The organism is Absicoccus intestinalis (genome assembly GCF_033971885.1).
Lineage (GTDB): Bacteria > Bacillota_I > Bacilli_A > Erysipelotrichales > Erysipelotrichaceae > Absicoccus > Absicoccus intestinalis.
Genome location: NZ_JALBUS010000003.1, coordinates 126,757 through 147,383, shown reverse-complemented (window position 1 = coordinate 147,383; position 20,627 = coordinate 126,757). Strand labels below are relative to the sequence as shown.

At 38.2% G+C, this 20,627-nt stretch carries 24 protein-coding genes; 22 read left to right on the top strand and 2 right to left on the bottom strand.

The features are described 5' to 3' along the window. The first annotated feature begins 5 nt into the window (after positions 1-5). The 14 genes from MOZ64_RS02945 to MOZ64_RS02880 all read left to right on the top strand — a co-directional run bounded on the left by MOZ64_RS02945 (position 6) and on the right by MOZ64_RS02880 (position 9,839). On the top strand, positions 6-224 hold the full coding sequence (locus tag MOZ64_RS02945) for a hypothetical protein (protein WP_320325122.1): 219 nt from the start codon (positions 6-8) through the stop codon (positions 222-224). Continuing rightward, complete coding sequence (locus MOZ64_RS02940) at positions 221-442, top strand: hypothetical protein (RefSeq protein WP_320325121.1); 222 nt, start codon at positions 221-223, stop codon at positions 440-442. The genes MOZ64_RS02945 and MOZ64_RS02940 overlap by 4 nt, the downstream gene beginning before the upstream one ends. Continuing rightward, the gene (locus tag MOZ64_RS02935) at positions 429-1,073 is read left to right on the top strand and encodes an ABC transporter permease family protein (protein ID WP_320325120.1); all 645 of its coding nucleotides are present in this window, start codon (positions 429-431) and stop codon (positions 1,071-1,073) included. Before MOZ64_RS02940 ends, MOZ64_RS02935 begins: the two co-directional genes overlap by 14 nt. 114 nt (positions 1,074-1,187) lie before the next feature. Beyond that, on the top strand, positions 1,188-1,856 hold the full coding sequence (locus tag MOZ64_RS02930; RefSeq protein ID WP_320325119.1) for a hypothetical protein: 669 nt from the start codon (positions 1,188-1,190) through the stop codon (positions 1,854-1,856). Continuing rightward, positions 1,816-2,004, top strand: coding sequence for a hypothetical protein (locus tag MOZ64_RS02925; RefSeq protein WP_320325118.1), 189 nt, complete (start codon positions 1,816-1,818; stop codon positions 2,002-2,004). Before MOZ64_RS02930 ends, MOZ64_RS02925 begins: the two co-directional genes overlap by 41 nt. A gap of 2 nt (positions 2,005-2,006) precedes the next feature. Further along, on the top strand, positions 2,007-2,432 hold the full coding sequence (locus MOZ64_RS02920; RefSeq protein WP_320325117.1) for an FtsX-like permease family protein: 426 nt from the start codon (positions 2,007-2,009) through the stop codon (positions 2,430-2,432). A 39-nt stretch (positions 2,433-2,471) separates the two neighbouring features. Further along, positions 2,472-2,927 (top strand): rRNA maturation RNase YbeY, encoded by a 456-nt coding sequence (gene ybeY, locus MOZ64_RS02915; protein WP_320325116.1) that lies wholly within the window; start codon positions 2,472-2,474, stop codon positions 2,925-2,927. Beyond that, the gene (locus tag MOZ64_RS02910; RefSeq protein ID WP_320325115.1) at positions 2,908-3,252 is read left to right on the top strand and encodes a diacylglycerol kinase family protein; all 345 of its coding nucleotides are present in this window, start codon (positions 2,908-2,910) and stop codon (positions 3,250-3,252) included. The genes ybeY and MOZ64_RS02910 overlap by 20 nt, the downstream gene beginning before the upstream one ends. 13 nt (positions 3,253-3,265) lie before the next feature. Continuing rightward, positions 3,266-4,159, top strand: coding sequence for a GTPase Era (era, locus tag MOZ64_RS02905; protein WP_320325114.1), 894 nt, complete (start codon positions 3,266-3,268; stop codon positions 4,157-4,159). Beyond that, positions 4,149-4,883, top strand: coding sequence for a DNA repair protein RecO (gene recO / locus MOZ64_RS02900; protein ID WP_320325113.1), 735 nt, complete (start codon positions 4,149-4,151; stop codon positions 4,881-4,883). The genes era and recO overlap by 11 nt, the downstream gene beginning before the upstream one ends. Positions 4,884-4,943: 60 nt before the next feature. Next, positions 4,944-6,323 carry a glycine--tRNA ligase gene (locus MOZ64_RS02895; RefSeq protein ID WP_320325112.1) on the top strand — a complete coding sequence of 460 codons (1,380 nt, stop codon included), beginning with the start codon at positions 4,944-4,946 and terminating at the stop codon, positions 6,321-6,323. A gap of 6 nt (positions 6,324-6,329) precedes the next feature. Continuing rightward, positions 6,330-8,102 (top strand): DNA primase, encoded by a 1,773-nt coding sequence (gene dnaG / locus MOZ64_RS02890; protein ID WP_320325111.1) that lies wholly within the window; start codon positions 6,330-6,332, stop codon positions 8,100-8,102. Continuing rightward, positions 8,071-9,201 carry an RNA polymerase sigma factor RpoD gene (gene rpoD / locus MOZ64_RS02885; protein ID WP_320325110.1) on the top strand — a complete coding sequence of 377 codons (1,131 nt, stop codon included), beginning with the start codon at positions 8,071-8,073 and terminating at the stop codon, positions 9,199-9,201. Before dnaG ends, rpoD begins: the two co-directional genes overlap by 32 nt. After that, complete coding sequence (locus tag MOZ64_RS02880; protein ID WP_320325109.1) at positions 9,198-9,839, top strand: class I SAM-dependent methyltransferase; 642 nt, start codon at positions 9,198-9,200, stop codon at positions 9,837-9,839. Before rpoD ends, MOZ64_RS02880 begins: the two co-directional genes overlap by 4 nt. Here MOZ64_RS02880 and ispH read toward each other — a convergent pair. Beyond that, positions 9,834-10,730 carry a 4-hydroxy-3-methylbut-2-enyl diphosphate reductase gene (ispH, locus tag MOZ64_RS02875; RefSeq protein ID WP_320325108.1) on the bottom strand — a complete coding sequence of 299 codons (897 nt, stop codon included), beginning with the start codon at positions 10,728-10,730 and terminating at the stop codon, positions 9,834-9,836. The two genes, MOZ64_RS02880 and ispH, sit on opposite strands and share 6 nt — an antisense overlap. A 78-nt stretch (positions 10,731-10,808) precedes the next feature. Here ispH and MOZ64_RS02870 point away from each other — a divergent pair, with 78 nt between their 5' ends. From MOZ64_RS02870 to MOZ64_RS02850, 5 genes are read left to right on the top strand one after another with little or no spacing between them, the layout of a single operon-like run. Continuing rightward, a complete protein-coding gene (locus MOZ64_RS02870; RefSeq protein ID WP_320325107.1) occupies positions 10,809-12,137 on the top strand; it encodes a DEAD/DEAH box helicase in 1,329 nt (442 codons plus the stop codon). Continuing rightward, positions 12,134-12,982: a deoxyribonuclease IV gene (locus MOZ64_RS02865; RefSeq protein ID WP_320325106.1), complete on the top strand. Its 849-nt coding sequence runs from the start codon at positions 12,134-12,136 to the stop codon at positions 12,980-12,982. The genes MOZ64_RS02870 and MOZ64_RS02865 overlap by 4 nt, the downstream gene beginning before the upstream one ends. Beyond that, complete coding sequence (locus MOZ64_RS02860; RefSeq protein WP_320325105.1) at positions 12,982-14,313, top strand: MBOAT family O-acyltransferase; 1,332 nt, start codon at positions 12,982-12,984, stop codon at positions 14,311-14,313. The genes MOZ64_RS02865 and MOZ64_RS02860 overlap by 1 nt, the downstream gene beginning before the upstream one ends. A 9-nt stretch (positions 14,314-14,322) precedes the next feature. Beyond that, the gene (locus MOZ64_RS02855; RefSeq protein WP_320325104.1) at positions 14,323-15,432 is read left to right on the top strand and encodes a DHHW family protein; all 1,110 of its coding nucleotides are present in this window, start codon (positions 14,323-14,325) and stop codon (positions 15,430-15,432) included. Between the two features lie 9 nt (positions 15,433-15,441). Further along, entirely contained in the window at positions 15,442-15,729 is a 288-nt protein-coding gene (locus MOZ64_RS02850; protein WP_320325103.1) for a hypothetical protein, read from the top strand. A gap of 12 nt (positions 15,730-15,741) precedes the next feature. Here the strand turns inward: MOZ64_RS02850 and ispG are convergent, their stop codons facing one another. Continuing rightward, positions 15,742-16,803, bottom strand: coding sequence for a flavodoxin-dependent (E)-4-hydroxy-3-methylbut-2-enyl-diphosphate synthase (ispG, locus tag MOZ64_RS02845; RefSeq protein WP_320325102.1), 1,062 nt, complete (start codon positions 16,801-16,803; stop codon positions 15,742-15,744). Positions 16,804-16,868: 65 nt separating this feature from the next. Here ispG and MOZ64_RS02840 point away from each other — a divergent pair, with 65 nt between their 5' ends. The 3 genes from MOZ64_RS02840 (at position 16,869) to MOZ64_RS02830 (ending at position 20,153) form a co-directional block, all read left to right on the top strand. Beyond that, positions 16,869-17,441 (top strand): guanylate kinase, encoded by a 573-nt coding sequence (locus MOZ64_RS02840; protein WP_320325101.1) that lies wholly within the window; start codon positions 16,869-16,871, stop codon positions 17,439-17,441. Beyond that, positions 17,438-17,884 carry an HD domain-containing protein gene (locus MOZ64_RS02835; RefSeq protein WP_320325100.1) on the top strand — a complete coding sequence of 149 codons (447 nt, stop codon included), beginning with the start codon at positions 17,438-17,440 and terminating at the stop codon, positions 17,882-17,884. Before MOZ64_RS02840 ends, MOZ64_RS02835 begins: the two co-directional genes overlap by 4 nt. A 196-nt stretch (positions 17,885-18,080) precedes the next feature. After that, the gene (locus MOZ64_RS02830; RefSeq protein WP_320325099.1) at positions 18,081-20,153 is read left to right on the top strand and encodes a peptidoglycan D,D-transpeptidase FtsI family protein; all 2,073 of its coding nucleotides are present in this window, start codon (positions 18,081-18,083) and stop codon (positions 20,151-20,153) included. Positions 20,154-20,627 lie beyond the last annotated feature (474 nt).

The following is a 20,627-nucleotide window of genomic DNA, read 5'->3' as shown; positions in this document are numbered from 1 at the left end:
CCATTATGAGGAATCCACTACGAAAACGAATTTTACGCGAATTACGAGCTGAATGGATAAAATATCTGGTGGTGAGTGTATTTATGATCTTGACCATTGGTTTTGTCTCGGCTATATATGTGACCAATGGCAGTATGTTAGTTAGCGTCAAAACCAGTCAATCGACCTATCATTTAGAGGACGGTCATTTTGAATTACAGAACAAGCCAGCAATGAATCATTGAAAAATATTGCCAGTGGCAAAAAAGCCAATATCAAAGCATATTATCAGCAGAAAGCTTATGAAAAAATCGATCAAACTGTTCCCGAAGCCTATCGACAAGAAGCCTACGAACAAGCCAATCAAGAAATAGATGCTGCTTATCAAAAAGCCATCGATACATATAATTTAAAAGATACTTCATTTACTGCACAACCAGTCAATGTGTATGCAAATTTTTAAAGAATCCACCGAAAAAGTGGATGATCGATCAAGTGTCATCCGTATTTACTCTATTCGCAAAAAAGTCGATACAGCTTGTGTGATGGAAGGATCGCTTCCAACCAAAAATGATGAAATTGCCATTGATCGAATGCATGCCGATAACGCCAATATTAAAGTTGGCGATACGTTGCATATTGGTAACCAATCTTTTACAGTCAGTGGTTTTGTGGCCAATGTTGATTATTCGGCACTGTTTCAAAATAACAGTGATGTCATGTACGATGCATTGACCTTTGATGTGGGTCTAGTTACCGATGCTGCTTTTGCATCCATCGATACTTCTACCCATTATAATTATGCATATACATTTACGAATCAAAAAGGATCCGATAAAGAAGCATCGGATGATTTTTTACAGGCACTGATCACACAAATTACCACAAATGGGAATAAAATAGAAGATTTTTTACCCGTTTATAGGAATCAGACGATTCAATTTACAATCGATGATATGGGTTCCGATCGAGCTATGAGTGGTGTTATCCTTTATGTATTGATCATGGTGATGGCTTTTATCTTTTCTATCACTATCAGCAATACTATCACCAAAGAAGCCTCGGTCATTGGAACATTACGAGCACTTGGATAAGACAGGAAAGTCTTATGGAAACAGTACATGCTCATGCCCATGTTGATTACTTTGGTTTCATGTTGTATAGGCAATCTCCTAGGCTATACGGTATTAAAAAATGTGGTTGTCAATATGTATTATAATAGTTACAGTTTACCTACGTATCACACCTTGTTTTCAGCTGATGCCTTTATTCAAACGACCATCATTCCTTTATGTTTGATATTTGTGATAGATGGATGGGTGATTTATCGCAAACTTAAATTTTCACCATTGGCCTTCTTACGACATGATCTACACAAAGCCAAACAACGTCATGCGATTTCTTTACGACATGGATCATTTTTGCATCGAATCCAATGGCGTATGACTTTGCAGAATATACCGACTTATGCAACTGTATGTGTTGGTATCTTCTTTGTGATGATCTTGCTTTCTATGGCTATTGGCCTACCCGATACGTTAAAACATTATCAAAACGATGTATCGAGTTTGATGTTAGCCAAATATGAAACAATCGTAACCGATGATGATGTAACAACATCGGTTTCATCAGCAGAATCTTTTTTGATGGAAACACTCAATTATAAAACCAATTCTTTCCAAGAAGAGGTGTCCATTTTTGGTGTAAAACCAAGTAGTCAATTTACTCGATCCAAACAACTGCGTCATTTGAAAGGAAATCAAATATTGATTAGTCAAAGCATGCATGATAAATACGATATCCAAGTTGGTGATACGATTGTTTTGCATGCTCAATATGATTTCCACCTACGAATTAAAAGTGGCAGGAATCTATGATTATTCAGGTTCTCTTGCTGTCTTTACAACCAATACGCAATTTACATCGCTTTTTGATGACTATACCAATGGATGGTTTTCTAATGAAAAGATCAATGATATCGATAGTCATTCTATTGTGACGACCATCAGTAAAAAGACATTTTGAAAATGGCCAAACAACTTGATCATTCCATGGGAGCTTATATGTCGTATTTTCAATATCTTTGTGTTGTATGTGCCGTGATCCTGTTGTACTTATTAACCAAATTGATCATTGAACGCAATGAAAATGTCATTTCGATGACCAAGATTTTAGGATATTCCACAAAAGAAATTTCGAAAATCATCATCGGACCAACTATCATTGTCGTATTGATTGTTTGCATCGTAATGTCCTTTGTGAGTGAATGGCTCATGGCATATATCTGGAAGATGATGCAAACCATGGATGGTTGGTTTGCTTTCTTCTTAAGTGCGAACGGCAAGCTTCGCATGATACTTTTAGTTTTTGTTGGCTATCTGTTCGTGATGATGCTGGATATCCAACGCATCCATAAAATAACGATGGATACGGTACTAAAAAATAATAGCTAAGGGACAGGAGAATGCCCCTTTTTATGATATACTCTCAGTATGGAAATTATTTTTATCAATGAAGCAAAAGATCCGATGATGTATCGGTTCAAAAAAGACTATCAAGCTATCTTAGAAAAAACATGTGAAATATTGGATCGACCAGGAAATTGGTCCTTATCTGTGATTTATGTCACACCAGAACGAATTCATGAAATCAATCGGATGTATCGAAATATCGATCGAGCTACGGATGTCATTAGTTTTGCGCTGCAAGATGATCTAGACGATGCATATACACAAGAAGATCAGTATGAACTAGGTGATATTTTCATCAATGTTGATGCAATTCGTTTGCAGGCAAAAGAGTATGGGCACTCGATTCGTCGTGAGGCTTGTTTCTTATTTTGCCATGGCCTTTTGCACTTGATGGGATATGATCATATGAGCCCCGAAGATGAAAAAGAAATGTTCGGATTACAGGATGTGATATTGGATGAAATGGTTTCTCGGTAGATTTTATTATGCCTATTGTGGCTTTTTGACTTGTTTGAAAGATCGCAGTATTCGCTATCAAATGGGGTTTGGCCTTGTTGTGATCGTATGTGGCTTTCTCTTTCGGTTAAATGGGGATGAATGGCTCAAGATCATTTGGTGCATTGGCCTTGTCATTGCGGCAGAAGTCGTCAATTCTTGTATTGAACGATGTGTGGATTATATCAGTTTAAAACGGGATCCACGCGCAAAACGAATCAAAGATATGGCTGCTTTTGGGGTATTGATCATTTGTCTTTGTGCAGCCATTACCGGACTTATGATTTTTATCCCAAAAGTGATCTAGGAGGAAACAGAGTATGTATAAATCAGGATTCATTGCGATTATTGGGCGTCCCAATGCGGGCAAGAGTACATTGATGAATCAATTGCTCAAAGAAAAAATTGCCATCATGTCGGATAAGCCCAATACTACACGGAACAACATTGCTGGCATCCTGACAAAACCGGATGCTCAATATGTATTTGTGGATACCCCGGGTATTCATAAACCGCAGCAACAATTGGGTCGTGTTCTAAATAAGAATGCCTATTCGGCGATGGAAGATTGTGATGTTTTGGCATGGATCGTGGATGGAATGGAAACCTATGGAGCAGGGGATACATTTATTCTTGAACGCATTCAATCCCTTCATAAACCAGTCATCTTATTGATCAATAAAATTGATCAAATGAGCAAAGAAAAACTGATGAATGTTTGTTTGAATTGGTCTAAAGTTTATGATTTTGATGAAATCATTCCCATTAGTGCCAAAAAAGCCGATAATTTAGCGGAAATTTTAAAAGTGATGAAGTCGTATTTAAAAGAAGGTCCTGCTTTATTTCCAGAAGAAATGAAAAGTGATCATGATCTTAATTTTCGTATGTGTGAGATCGTACGGGAAAAGATCTTATTGCGTACCCATGAAGAAATTCCGCATAGTGTAGCTGTCTTACTGGAAAAAAGCGAGCATAGGACAAATGGGTATCATCTTCAAATGATGGTGGTCGTGGATAAGAAGAGTCAGAAAGGCATTTTGATTGGTAAACAAGGAAGAATGATTCGTTCCATTCGCTTAGCGGCACAAAAAGAGCTAAGTGACTTGCTTGGACAACGCGTCGAATTGGAATTGTATGTTCGTGTTGAACCCAATTGGCGAAATCACGAAGACAAGATCAAGGCGTTTGGATTGGATGAATTTGATGACGACTAGAGACATCGATGCTTTGATCTTAAAAAATGAAGAATATCGTGAAAAAGATGCCATTATCACTTTGTTGACATCCCATGAAATTTTGCGAGTACGAGCACGCGGTGTACAATCGATGCAATCAAAAAATCGCATACTATGCCAACCATTTAGTTTGGTGCATCTTACCATTGATGAAAGGCCCAATCGATTTCCCTTGTTGTTATATGGAGCAAACAAACAGTATTTTTATCATATTTTAGAAGATCTGGAAATACAGACCGCATGTCAAGTTCTCAATGATCTGGTTCATTTAGGACCCATCAATGTAGCATTTATGCATCTTATGACGACTTGTTGGCAAGCGTTTCATACCCATACAAATGGATATACGTATGCCTGTCTTTGTTTAAAAGAAATCATTCATCATCAAGGAATCGATCCTTGTGTGGATCATTGTGTTCAATGCGGTCGGACACATTCTATTGAGGCCTTATCCATCAAACAAGGTGGTTTTCTATGTTCTTATTGCAATCCATCGCATATTGGTAAAAAAAAGAAAGCCGAATTGATCCAAATTCATTCTTTATTTCATGTACAGCCCGTTGCCTACGAATCGTTTTGTCAGCACTATACGATGGATCAATCCGATTTTATACAATGGGCAAGTTGGATTGCGTATTATCTAAACTTAAACCTATCGAGCTTACGATTTTTAACTTCAATTTCGAGCAAAATTGATATATAATATTAAGGTACATCTTTGTGCCTTTTTTTGTCATGGTACAAATAGAAATGGAGAACAATAATGAGTGGATTGTCATTTAACGATGTGGTAGCACACATGAAAAATGCCGGATTCGTTTACCAAGGATCAGAGATCTATGGTGGCTTGTCCAATACATGGGATTTCGGTCCATTAGGAATCGAGCTCAAAGATAATATAAAAAAAGCATGGTGGAAGCGGTTTATCCATGAAGATCCAAATAATGTCGGGATTCAATCAGCCATATTGATGAATCCAGAAGTATGGGTTGCCAGTGGCCATGTTGGTGGTTTTAGTGATCCTTTGATGGATTGTAAAGAATGTAAATCCCGTTTTCGTGCCGATCAATTGATCGAAGAAGCAACACATAATGAAGTCAGTGCTGCTGGAATGTCAAACGAAGAGATGGAACAATTCATCAAAGATCATGAGATTGCTTGTCCAAAATGTGGAGCTAAAAATTTTACAGGCATTCGTCAATTTAATTTGATGTTCAAAACCTATCAAGGTGTTTTGGAAGATGCCAAAAATGCGATTTATTTGCGTCCAGAAACAGCTCAAGGTATTTTCGTAAACTTTAAGAATGTGCAACGTTCGATGCGGAAAAAGATTCCATTTGGCATTGGTCAAATTGGTAAGTCTTTCCGTAACGAGATCACTCCCGGAAACTTTATTTTCCGTACGCGTGAATTTGAACAAATGGAATTAGAGTTTTTCTGTAAACCAGGCACGGATAAAGAATGGTTTGAATACTATTGTAAAGCTTGCGTACAATTTTTAAAGGATCTGGGCTTGGATGAAAAAAATATTCGTTTGCGTGCACACGATCCGGAAGAATTGGCTCATTATTCCAATGGTACAAGTGATATTGAATACAATTTCCAAGATCCAATTGGTTGGGGCGAATTGTGGGGTATTGCCGATCGTACGGATTTTGATTTAAAAGCACATCAAGAACATAGTAAACAATCCCTGGAATATTTTGATCCACAAACCAATGAAAAATATATTCCTTATGTCATTGAGCCAAGTGTCGGTGTCGAACGATTGATTTTGGCCGTTATGTCTGAAGCTTATGAAATCGAACATTTAGAAAAAGAAGATCGTACCGTATTGAAGTTACATCCATTCTTAGCACCATATAAAGTCGCTATTTTACCATTATCAAAGAAATTAAAAGAACCAGCTATGGATGTCTTTAAACAATTATGTGATGTATGTAGTTGTACCTATGATGAAACAGGAAGTATCGGAAAACGTTATCGCCGTCAAGATGCGATTGGTACGCCATACTGCATAACTGTTGATTTTGATACACAAGAAGATCATTGTGTAACCGTTCGTGATCGAGATACGATGGAACAAGTTCGCGTTCCATTGGATGAATTGGAAGCATATATCACAAAACGCATTCAGTTTTAGTAGGTGATGAGATTGAGTTGGATCAATGAACAAGATCTAAAGGCAATCCGTGCACAAGCCGATATTGTCGATATCATGTCACGGTATTTGTCGTTATCAAAAAAAGGAAAAAACTATGAGGCGCTCTGTCCGTTTCATGATGATCATGATCCAAGTCTTTCGATTTCTACGGACAAGCAAATCTATAAATGTTTTGTATGTGGCGCTGGTGGCGATGTATTTGGCTTTGTACAGAAAATGGAAAATATTTCCTTTCCGGAAGCAGTAGCGAAAGTAGCCGATATGATTGGTTATCCATTGGCTCTGCCCAAGGAGGCTTATCAACCAAAAGTTGATCCCAATCAAACGTATCATGATATCTTGCAGGCCTATATTTCCTATATGCAGTATGAGTTAAAAAGTGAAGCAGGAACATTGGCTTTGGACTATTTACATCGGCGTAAGATCAATGAAGATATTTTATATCGTTTCGAAATTGGTTATGCACCCTCTGCAATGGCTTCACAAAAATATTTTGAGGCCAAACAATACGATGCTGATACATTAAAAGAGTTGGGATTGACTCAAAATGGACATATCTTGTTTCATGATCGCTTTGTGATTCCCATTCATGATGCGAATGGACATCCAATTGGCTTTACCGCTCGTAAACTGACCAATACAGGAGATGAACCTAAATATATCAATAGTCCACAAACAAAGATCTATGAAAAAGGCCATGTCATCTTTAATTATCATCGTGTGAAAGCTTTTGCCCATAAGGCCCATCGCGTCATTTTAGTAGAAGGGGCAATGGATGTATTAGCTTTTGAGAAAGCAGACATCCATGAGAGCATTGCTTGTTTAGGCACGGCTTGTACAACCGAACAATTGGAACTGATTCGACGTTTGCGAGTGCCTGTGACCATTTGTTACGATGGCGATACAGCGGGGCAAAATGCAACGTATAAGTTTGGCAAGATGGCACTTGCACAAAATATGGATATCGTTGTAGTGCAGAATCATACCAATAAAGATCCCGATGAGATCTTTGATCAAGGAGGACAAGCAGAACTATCGGCTTTTGTATCTCGTACCATTTCTTTTGTGGAATTTCTCTTCGATCATTTATTGACCAAATATAATTTGGACAACTATGAAGATCGAAAAGCTTATGCCCAAGAAATTTTTGAAGCCATTGAAAAAATGGCCAATTCTTTTGAAAAAGAAACGTATTTGGCACAATTAAAACAAAAAACTGGATTTGATTTCCATACGATGATCCAGCAACCAGTGCAGCCAAAAATAAGAAAACAACGTTCCGTACCTATACATATATCTCAACCGATGCCAGGACGTGATATAGCGGAGCGGGCGATATTAAATTGTATATTATTGAGCAAATCAGCATGTCAGCGATTTCGTGATGAAATTGGCTTTTTTAAAGATCCAAGATGTCAGAAATTATCATTATATATCTACGATCTCTATCGTACATATGATCGATTGGACCGGGATCAATTAATGGCTCAGATCACCGATGAAGACATTCGCTCGTTTTTAATGCAGATATGGAATGATCCCTATCGCAAAACCGATTTTGATGAATCATATTTTAACGATAGTATGAAGAAGATCAAAATATGTACTCTGCAAGAACAGATCGATGCGATCAATGCGAAAATCAAAACGGTGGCAGATCCACTTGAAAAAGCAAAGCTGTCGGTTGATAAACAACGATTGTTACATGAACAAGGGAGGATAAGTTATGGCAACGAAAAGCAAAATGAAAGCATTTAAATCCGTTGACGAAAGTAAAGCGTATTTATTGAAGGCCAATGAAAACAATGAAGACATTTCGCAAAATGAGTTCATGGATGCGATCAATGATTTGAAATTATCCGATGAAGAGATGGATGATCTTTTCGATTGGTGTGACACCAATGATATTCAGTTCATTGATGATTCCCAAGATGAATTAGAACCTGTAGAAGATGAAAGTGAAGATTCTGTCAGTGAAGATATTTCTCAATTGGAGAAGACCTTTGCGAACTCATCCCATTCCAAAATCAATGATCCTGTGAAAATGTATTTGAAGGAAATTGGTCAGATTCCGCTTTTGGATCCCAAAGAAGAACCCATCATTGCCAAACGAATCCAGGAAGGCGATGAAGAAGCCAAACAAATTTTGATTTCTTCCAACTTACGTTTGGTTGTATCCATTGCCAAAAAATATGTAGGCCGTGGCATGTTGTTCTTGGATCTGATCCAAGAAGGAAATTGTGGCTTGATCAAAGCCGTTGACAAGTTTGATTATAAAAAAGGTTTTAAATTTTCTACCTATGCAACATGGTGGATCCGTCAAAGCATAACCCGTGCCATTGCTGATCAAGCCCGTACCATTCGTATTCCGGTACATATGGTCGAGACCATCAATAAGTTGACGCGTATCCAACGTCAATTGGTACAAGATCTAGGTCGTGATCCATTACCAGAAGAAATTGCGGAAAAGATGGAGAATATTACGGCCGATAAAGTTCGTGAAATTCAAAAAATTGCTTTGGATCCCGTATCGTTAGAGACACCAATTGGTGAAGAAGACGATTCGCATTTGGGTGATTTTATTGAAGATAAAGAAACTTTATCACCGGATGATTATACCAACAATCAATTATTAAAAGATGAAATCGATAATATCTTACAAGGTTTGACCGAACGAGAAGAAAAAGTATTGCGATTGCGGTTTGGTTTGGAAGACGGTCGCACCCGTACCTTGGAAGAAGTAGGCAAAGAATTCAATGTAACCCGTGAACGTATCCGTCAAATTGAAGCCAAAGCCATTCGCAAATTGAAAAAACCAAATCGAGCAAAACGTTTGAAAGATTTTATGAAATCATGATCTCAAAACGTTTGGCCCATGTGATCGATTGGGTAGAAGGCGATGTTTTAGCGGATATTGGGTGTGATCATGGTTATGTATGCATTGAATCCATTAAACAACACAAGGTGAAAAAAGCTTATGCCTGTGATATTGCACAAAAACCTTTGGCCAGAGCCCAAAACGAAGTTCGCCAAGCCCATCTGGAAGATACGATCCAATGTTTGCTTATAAATGGAATGATTGGGCTACCCAATGATGTGGATATCGTTGTGATTGCCGGAATGGGAGGGCATACGATCATCGATATCTTAGAAAAAGCAACATTGTATCCTTCTATGCGTTTCTTGATCTCACCACACTCTCAAGCAGAACTCGTAAGAGAATATGTTTCGAGTCATGGGTTGGTGATTGAAAGAGAACAAATGGTTTTGGATAAACATTATTATCCAATCCTTGATTGTCGATATCTTCAATACAAACAAGATCTATCGCCCTTTGCCTTGCGTTATGGATATCATGTAGAAACGTCATCCGATTATGAATGCTATCTACAGGATCAAGAAAAAAAATTAAAACAACTTGTCCAACAAGTCCCTACCAAACGAAAAGCGTTTGAAAAAGAACTCGAAATTCTACAAAAAAGAGATACATTATAGGATCTTTCCTATTTGTATCTCTTCTTTTTTTGTGATCTTTCCTTGTAGATAAGCAATCACTTGATTGGTCAAATAAGGCGGGGTACTCGCTCCAGAAGTAATCGCAATCTTGGCATTTGGATCCAAAGCTTGTCGATCAATGTCTTGAAACGTTTGCACCTTTAGCCGTAAGGGAATATTTGCACTTTTGCCAATTTCCAATAATTTTTGTGTATTGTTGCTGGAAGGATCCCCCACGACAATCAATATATCTATATTTTGGTCTTTTAGATCCAGAATGGCTTGTTGACGAATCCGAGTCGCATTACAGATTTCATCATGGAATACAGCCGCTGGATATTTGTCTTTGATGGCCTGAAAAATATGATCGATATCTTCGATCGACATGGTTGTTTGATTGGTCACAAAAATATGTGGATTGGTAATGTCAGGAATATGGGTATCCTGGATCAAATGCACAGATGGACTCAACGTATAAATGGATTCCGCTTCGGGATGTTGATATTTGCCAACATAAAAAACATCATACCCTTCAAGTAGTTTTTGTTGGACAATTTTTTGTGTCTGTAAAACAAAAGGACAACTTGCATCGATCACATGCAGTCCCTTGTGCAACGCTTTCTCTTTGACTTGTGGATGAATTCCATGCGCCGTAAATATGACGATTCCATCATCAATTTCCTCTAATAATTCAAGGCGTGTCTTTGAGGGGTCTTCAAGAGTCTGAATGTTTTCTTTGGCCAAGGCTTTTTTCACATAGGCATTGTGCACGAGATTTCCTAAAATCGTGATTTTTTCGTCTGGATATTGCTGGCGTGCTTGTTTTGCCATATCAATCGCTTTTAATACACCACCACAATATCCTTGTGGTCTTACTTTGATGATTTGCATACCCTTATTATACGAACTCGTGATTTGTTTTCAAAGTTTTTGTGTGTTACGATAGACACGTTTTAAAGGAGGTTCAACATGGAATACAGCACAATTGTACAACGTATCATGGAAATCGAACATTTTAAAGAATTGACCCCCATTCAAAGTGAAATTTTACACATATCCAATAAATCACGTGATGTGATTGGTATATCATCGACCGGTTCCGGCAAGACCCATGCCTTTTTCATGCCAATCATGGAACAAATCGACCCCGATAAAAATGAGGTGCAGGCCGTCATTTCTACACCCACTCGTGAATTAGCCTATCAACTCTATGAAAGATGTAAGAAATTGACGGATGCATTGGGCATGCGTGTAAAACTAGTGACCGGTGGCAGCGAAAAGAAAAGTAGTACCCTTTTGCCACATATTGTCATTGGTACACCCGGACGCATGAAAGATGTGTTTTTACAAGATAAGATCCTACGACTCGATACGGCCAAAGTCATGGTTATTGACGAAGCCGATATGACCTTGGAATTTGGCTTTTTAGAAGATATTGACACGATTCTTTCGCATATGGATAAAAAGATCCAATTGATGGTTTTTTCTGCAACCATACCAGAAGCTTTGAAGCCATTCTTAAAGAAATATCTTCACGATCCATATATGATCCAGATCGATGAAAAAGCGAATTTTCAAGCCAATGTAAAACATATCCTAGTACCTTGTAAACATAAAACATACAGTGGGAAACTTTTAGATATCCTCCCAACGATACAACCCTATGTTTGTTTGATCTTTGCGAATACGAATGAAGAAGCTGAAGAACTTGCCAAAACATTACGAGCGCATGATTATGATCTTGTTGAAATTCATGGTTCGATGGAATCTCGTGAACGTTTGAAATCCATTCGTTTGATCAATGCCCAGAAAAAAACATACATCGTTGCCACAGATATTGCGGCTCGTGGGATCGATCTGGATGGAGTGACCCATGTCATTTCCTGTGGTTTCCCAAAAGACTTGAAATATTACATCCACCGGGCTGGTCGTACGGGTCGTGCCAATCGCGATGGCATTTGTATTGCTTTGTATCAAGACAAGGATGCGAAAGCCATTCAAACCCTATCGAAAGAAGTGAAATTTCATCATGAAGATGTAAAGAAAGGACAATGGATCTCATTAAAACCTTATTTTCCAACAAAGAAACCACATCAAAAAGATGAATTCGATCAGGAAATTGAACGCATTGTCCGTCGAAAAAATAGAAAAGTTAAACCTGGATACAAGAAAAAACAGAAACAAGAAATTGAACGTTTGAAGCGAAAGCGAAAGCGTCAAATGATCCAGAAAGATATTCAAAGACAGAAAAAAGAACGGGCGAAACAGAAACAACGAGAGAAGGCGAAAGCGTCATGATCTATTTGGGCTCTCATGTAGGCATGAAGGCGCCTAATTACTTTTATGGATCCATTTTAGAATCCATATCGTATGGTGCCAATGCTTGTATGATCTATACGGGTGCTCCCAGCAACACCAAGCGCAAACCTGTTGAAAGGTTGAAGATCGATCAAGCGCATGCTTTGATGAAAGAACAAAGCTGGGATCGTTACCGTGTGATCGTTCATGCCCCGTATTTGATCAATTTAGCCAATACCATAAAACCAGAAGTCGCACAGTTTGGACAAGAATTCCTAGCCAGTGAATTAAAACGTGTCCAAGCATTTGGTGCGACTACTTTGGTCTTACATCCAGGCGCTAGCCTAAAAGCGGATGTAAACGTGGCCATACAATCGATCATTGATCGGTTAAATGCGGTATTGGATGCGGATGATTCATCAATTTGTATCGCTTTAGAGACCATGGCTGGAAAAGGCTCGGAATTGGGATCTACATTTGAGCAATTGGCCCACATTCGATCGGGCATTCATAAACAAGAACGCATCAAAATTTGTCTGGATACTTGTCACATCCATGATGCGGGCTATGACCTTCATGCTTTTGATACAGTATTGGCACACTTTGATGCCGTTTTGGGATTGGATCAATTGGCTTGTATCCATCTGAATGATTCCAAAAATGAAAGAGGTACCCACAAAGATCGCCATGCCAATATTGGTGAAGGATATATAGGCTTTGATTGTTTATACGCAATTGCCCATCATCCCAAACTACAAGATGTTACCAAGATCTTAGAAACTCCTTATAAGGATGGTAAGCCACCTTATAAAGAAGAAATAGCTGCATTAAGAAGGGCATACTGATGGGCTTTCAAACATTATTCTTCATATTTGGCTTTTTTCCTTTGGTTTTTATCAGTCAATATTTTTTCAAAGACATAAAAAAACGAAATATCGGACTCGTTATCTTTAGTTTGATCTTTTATGGTTGGGCCAATCTTTCGCATATTGGTGTCTTGCTTTTATCCATTGCTTGGAATTATTTGACCGGTCTAGTCATGGAGCGGTCTGAAAAGAAAAAAACAATCGTAACAAGTGGGATCGTTGTGGATCTTTTGGTGTTGATGGCATTTAAATATTCGCATTTTTTCTTTGGCATCCAACCAACGAGCATTCCAATTGGCTTATCCTTTTTTACATTTAGTGAAATATCCTATTTGATGGATGTATATGCAAAACGATGCCCTGCCAGTCATGATCTATTGAACTATACACTCTATGTTAGTTATTTTGGTAAGATCAGTATGGGACCGATCGTTGACTATCACCAGATGGTCGATGCATGTAAGGATCGCTCGATCCAGTGGTCAAATATAGGAAAAGGAAGCATTCTATTTTTAAAAGGACTGGTCAAAAAAGTCGTATTGGCTGATTCTTTGGCATTGGCTTTTCACAGTCTGCAAACTACATCTTCTTTTTTTGGAGCCTGGTTATTGACTTTTACCTATACTCTTCAAATTTATTTTGATTTTAGTGGCTATAGCGATATGGCCATTGGCCTCAGTGAAATGTTGGGATTTCATTTCGAACCCAATTTTCGCCACCCCTATATGGCTTCAAGCATTCAGGACTTTTGGCGTCGTTGGCATATTTCGCTATCAACGTGGTTTCGTGATTATTTATATATTCCATTGGGAGGAAATCGAAGCCATTATATACGAAACATAGGAATCGTCTGGTTTTGTACCGGACTCTGGCATGGAGCCAATTGGACCTTTATTGTATGGGGCTTGTACTATGGTTCTCTACTTTTATTGGAGCATTATTATTTGAAACCCGTATTAAAAAATCATCCATTAGGTAGTCATATCTATACCTTTGTTTTGGTCATGATTGGCTGGGTCTTTTTCTTTAGTACGGATCTTTCTCAAGCATTTCATATATTGACTTTGATGATTCCATTCGGACACGTACCATGGATCACAGGTATGGATGCCTTCATTTTCCATTCTCATTGGGTCGTATATGTTGCTAGTATTTTCTTTATGCTCCCTTTTTGGGATCATGTCGAACATGTATGTATTCATCGATACAATACATGGTGGATGGTAGGTTTGTATGGCCTTAGTTTTTTGTTGTGTATTTGTATGATGGTTGGCAGCACCTATCAGACTTTTTTATATGCCGCTTTTTAGGAGAGAGAAATGAAACAAAAACAATTTGCCAAACGATTGGGAAGATGTTTTGTGCCGATCCTCTGTTTGACGTTTATTATCAATCTTTTGTGGCCAGATGCCGATCAATCAACGATTGAAAACCGGTCGTTGCAGCAATTTCCTACTTGGTCTTGGCAAAATGTATGGGATGGAAGGTATCAATCGGCCATCACTACATGGTTTTCGGATCAATTTGTTGGTCGAAATATCTGGATCCATGGTCGATATTTGTTTTTGAAAGCGACACAAAATCAAAAGATCAACGATGTTTTTCTTGCCAAAGATCAATTGATCCAAGATAGCGCAAAGCCACAATGGGCACAAATCCATCGAAATATCAAAGCCATCAATATATTATCAAAGAGTACGGGTATTCCGACTTCGTTTCTTCTTGCACCAACGGCTTTATCTATGCAAAAGGATCACGTCGATAAAGATGCGATAGCCTATGATCAAAATGCAATCATCCACACGATCGATAAAAAAATTGATGGATCCATTCAAATCGTAGATCTACGTCAGTCACTGAAAAAACATGACCAAGAATATATCTATTATAAAACGGATCATCATTGGACAAGTTTAGGTGCTTTTTATGCTTTTCAAGCTTTATATCCCGAAAGTAAGAAATCGGATTATAAACAAATGCTTGTTTCTGATTCATTTCATGGTACACTGTCTCATACAACAGGAAGTGTCGGGATCAAGGATTCCATTCATATTTTTGTACCTAAAGATCAACCAGATTATTTAGTGACTAATGAAGATGATGGAACGCGATCTCGGACGTGGTATCATTCCAAAGCCATCGCATCCAATGACCAATATGCCGTATTTGGCAATGGTAATCATGCCTTGGTTCGAATGGAAATGGATACCAATGCCACAGGACATCTTTTGTTGATCAAAGATAGTTATGCCAATGCATTGATTCCTTTTTTGATTCCATATTATAAATCCATCACAGTTGTGGATCCACGTTATTATTACGGAGATCTGCATCAATTGATCAAACAAGATCAAATTGATTCGATGATGTATGTCTATAATGTGAACACCTTTATTGAAGATGATTCATTGGCTGATTGTTTGCAGTAGGAGGAGAATATGCGAATTTATATTTTTATTGCGATTTTATATGCTTTGGCGATCGTGGTTTATGCCATGAGCCTAAAAGCTATTCAATTAACCAGTGAAGGACAAAAAAATGTCAAGACCGATATTGCCTTAATGATCGTGGTGGCTTTGGGATTGGCTTATGCAGGATATACCTATGTACAAAGTGCCACATCGACTCATTTTGTGTTATTGATCTTATTGAGTGTCGCCTATATTGCTTGTATTGGGTATCATTCGTATTTCATGGTGCAAAATGCTCAAAAAAAAGAGGACTAGGCCAGTGCGAGCCTAGTCCTCTTCTTTATAAGCATCAATTTCTTGTTTTAAACGCAAAACCATTTGATCCTGCGGAATCTTTTCAATGATTTGTCCTTTTTTGATCAATAAGCCCTCGTTTTTACCACCAGCAATCGCAATATCGGCATGTTTTGCTTCACCAGGACCGTTGACCGCACAACCCATGATCGCAACGGTGATGTTTTTGTGGACGGTTTTTAAATAGTCTTCCATTTCATTGACAACCGGTTCCATGTCCCATTGCGTGCGTCCACAGGTTGGACAAGCAATCAAATTGGGAACGTGATTGATCAAATGACAATCTTTTAAAAGCTCTTTGGCCATGATGATTTCTTGGCTGGGATCGCCATTGACGGAAATACGGATGGTATTGCCAATTCCATCCAACAATAAATTGCCCAATGCTAAAGAAGATTTTATAGCACTGGTCAAAGCAGTACCCGCTTCGGTAACGCCTAGATGCAACGGGTACGGAAAGGTTTCGCTAGCCAGGCGATAGGCTTCGATACAAAGGAGGGGGTCACTGGATTTAAAGGAAAGGACCGTATTATAAAAATCATGTTCTTCTAAGATCTTGACATGGCGCATGGCACTTTCAATCATTCCTTGGGCCGTTGGTTTTCCATATTTTTCATGGATATCTCTTTCTAAAGAACCGCCATTGATCCCAATACGAATGGGAACATGATATTGTTTACATGCTTCCACAACTTTTTCGACATTTTCTTTTTTGCCAATATTTCCCGGATTTAATCGAATTTTATTGGCACCTGCTTCTATACATGCCAAGGCCAGTTTATAATCAAAGTGAATATCAGCTACTAATGGAATATGAATATTTTGAACAATCGTTTGAATGGCTTGGGCATCATTCATGTCCATACAACTCACTCGAATCAGTTCGCATCCTAAAGATTCGAGCTGGCGAATTTGGGTAATGACATCATCGGTTTTTTCCGTTTTGATATTGCACATCGATTGGATCACGACATGATTATTTCCACCGATGGCTAGATCTTTTACATGAACTTGAAAAGTTTTTGTTCGTTTCATACTTTACCTCATTTCGTTTCTTAGTATACATAGTTTTTTAATGAAAGTTAAGGGAAGGTGAGTTTATGTCACTTATCGTCATCTGTGGTTGGTCTGGCAGTGGGAAGACAACCATAGCGAATATTCTCCAAAAACAATATGGGTATCATCGAATCATTACATATACGACCCGCTCGAAAAGAGAACAGGAAAAAAATGGTCAAGAATATCATTTTATTTCTCGAGATGCTTTTCAGAAAATGATCGATCAGAAAGCGTTTTTTGAATGGACCTATTTTAATGATGCTTACTATGGATCCATAAAAAAAGATTATGAACGACCCAAAAGTGTCGTTATATTAGATCCTGCAGGAGTCAAAAAGATCTTATCTATTTTTCCTGATTCTTTGGTCTTTCAATTATGCCTTTCAAAAGAATTGGCACGCAAACGTTTAGCCCAACGAAAGGAACAACCAAAAAACATGGAAAAGCGATTGTCCATGGATGAAAAAGCCTTTGCTCAACTCGATGCCTTTGGTGATCGCATCCTTTCTATTCACATCGAAGAAAAGGATCAAGTAGAAGATGTCGTAGCAAAAATTGTAGGCTTCCTTGCCCAAAAAGAAGCGTATAATAAAGATCTAGGAGGTAGACAATGATTTATACGCAGTTGATTAGAAAAGCATTGATGATTGCTTATCAAGCACACAAGGATCAAGTGGATAAAGCAGGAAAGCCCTATATTTTTCATCCTTTGCACGTAGCTGAACAAATGGATGATGAATATACATGTTGTGTGGCTCTTCTGCATGATACAGTCGAAGATACGGATGTAACGATCGAAGACATCCGGGACCTGTTTCCAAAAGAAGTGGCCGATGCGATTGCACGATTGACACACGATAAGCACGTTCCTTATATGGAGTATGTCAAAAAAATAAAAGTGGATCCCATTGCGCGAAAAGTAAAATTGGCTGATCTAAAACATAATATGGATGTCCATCGATTTTGTGATGTTCCGTTAACGAATCAAGAAAAAGAAACAATTCAAGCACGGATCCTCACCAAGTATCAACCGGCTTTTGCGTATTTATCAAAATAATCGATTTTGTGTATAGATCTTTCACAGAAATGGCATCTTATAAGTAGTCCTTACATGCAATAAGGGCTTTTTTTTGGTCACAGTTGGAAAATGGAGTATAGAAAACTGCCTTCTTATACCCTTTTGATGCTTTTGAACGTTTTTTTTAAATGAAAAAGAATTCGTGTATAATAGACAAAGTAGAGGAGGTAGTGGTATGCCGCATTTGCGAAAACCTAGCCATTTACATAAGATACGTGGCATGGATGATGAAATATCCCACCGTATTCTCTTATTATCTTCTTTTATTGTTGTCTTGTTTTTGGTGATTTTTATTCGCTTGATCTATATTCAAGTGTTTTCATACAATGATTATGTACAGAAAAAAGATGATTATACATCGATTCGTCAATATGTGAATGCACCACGTGGTCAGATCTACGATTGTAAAGGACGGGTGTTAGCCAAAACCGTGGTCAGTCATAATATTGTATATACATCACCCAATAATATGTCGAGTGAAGATTATAAATTATATGCGAAACGTTTGGTCGAAGTATTTAATATTGATACCGATGATTTTTCGGAAACGGATAAAAAAGAAGCCTATATTACGTGGAAATCGTTTTTATCTCCATCCAATTCCGAATATGCTGCGAATCATTTATTGACAAAATCAGAGCGGAATGCATATAAATCCGGATTGTGGGGAACGAATGCCGAAACGCGACGTCATCAAATATTGATGAAGCGAATTGGTAAAAAACAACTCAAAGAAATGTCGGATAAGCAATTAAAAATTGCAGTAATCTATCAACGGATGACCGAAAATGCTTCTACCGGACAAGAAAATGTGATTTTGGAAGATGTGAGCGATGATGATGTCGCTTACTTAGTGGAACATAAGAGTGATTTTCCTGGTTTTGATGTCGATTTTGGTGGCTGGAAACGCGAATATCCATATGGCGAAACGCTTTCGGATGTATTGGGAACCGTTTCTACAAGTACCCAAGGATTGCCATCCGAAAATGCGAATTATTATTTGCAACGTGGTTTCCAATATAATGCGACCGTTGGAAAATCTGGTTTGGAATATGAATATAATGATGTTTTATCGGGGCAGGCACAAGTTTCTAAGATCACATATGATTCCAATGGTTTGGCGAAGAAGACCGTTGTACAATCGGCCGTCAAAGGCGACGATGTATATTTATCCATCGATATCGATCTGCAACAAAAATTAGATGAAACCGTCAAATCGGTTCTACAAGAAAAAGGTGGCTCAACCAATCGTGAAAATTTCTCGACGTTGTTCATGTGTATGATGGATCCAAATTCTGGTTCTGTGTTGGCTATGTCGGGGTATCAAAAAGATCTGGATTCCGGTAAGATGACCTATTTTGCATCGGGTTGTTATGCATCCTTAGCCAATCCAGGTTCAAGTGTAAAAGGCGCGACGGTTTACATGGGACTGAGTGAAGGCGCTGTCAAACCTGGCGAGATCATTGTGGACCAGACAATGAATATTGGGGGTCAAGAATTCAGTAGTTATGAAGATCATGGACCGGTCGATGATATCCAAGCACTGGCCGTATCGAGTAACGTTTATATGTTTAATATCGCGATTCGTTTGGGTGGTGATACCTATAAAGAAGGTGAATCGCTCCATATCAATGATGTCACCGGTACCTTGAATAAGATGCGATCGTATTATTCGATGTTTGGTCTAGGTAATAAAACTGGCTTGGATGTACCAGATGAAGTCAGTGGGTATATGGGTGTTGGTTTTGAGCCAGGTATGCTTCTAAACTATGCGATTGGACAGATGGATATGTATACACCCGTACAATTGATGGAATATGTATCGACCATTGCGACAGGTGGTAAGATGTACCAGCCAAGTTTGATGAAATACATCAAAGAAGTCAATAGTGATCAAGTGATCCAGACTGGTGGTGGCATCTTAAAGAGTACCTTACCAGAAAAGAACAAAACGTATCTAAATCGTGTCCAACAAGGATTCCGCGCCGTGGTTTCCGAGGGCAATGCGAGTGATGATCTCCAAAATATGGATGTTGCAGTTGCTGGTAAGACCGGTACAGCCGAGGTCAATGAATGGACAACCGCTGTCTTTGTAGGTTATGCTCCTTACGAAAATCCAACTGTTTCGTTTGCGTGTGTAGCACCAACGTCATCAGTCAACTCAAAAAGTGTATCGGAAAATATATGTACCTATGATGTCGTACCGGATGTATTAAAAAAGTATTTTGAATTGTATCCAGCATCATAACAAGAAAAGCACAACGTGAAGCTGTGCTTTTTTGTTGGCCGAAAGATAGACACAAAGAAAGATATGCACAAAAAATACTTCATTAAAGGTTAAGCATATGCTAGAATAAGTTTAGATACAGTATCAACATATTTTAGAAATGCACAAATTCCTACCGCAATTATATATATATATATATATATATGAAAGAGAGAAAGGAGCGATGAAAAAGGAACGGCAGGTTACGATTTCGAATGCAGATATAGAGCATCCAATGGAATGCAACACAAGATGAATTGAGAAGATATCGTTATGTAAAACACACATATAAGATAAGATCACAATGAAGTGAAAAGAATTGGTTGATCACAAAGGCAAAAAACAGATAGAAATAAAGATTAAATTACCTTCAATTAATGAATAGTAAAAAATAATAGAATCAACCCCATTTGGTGTATATAACATACACAATAGAAAGATATCGAAAGAAAACCA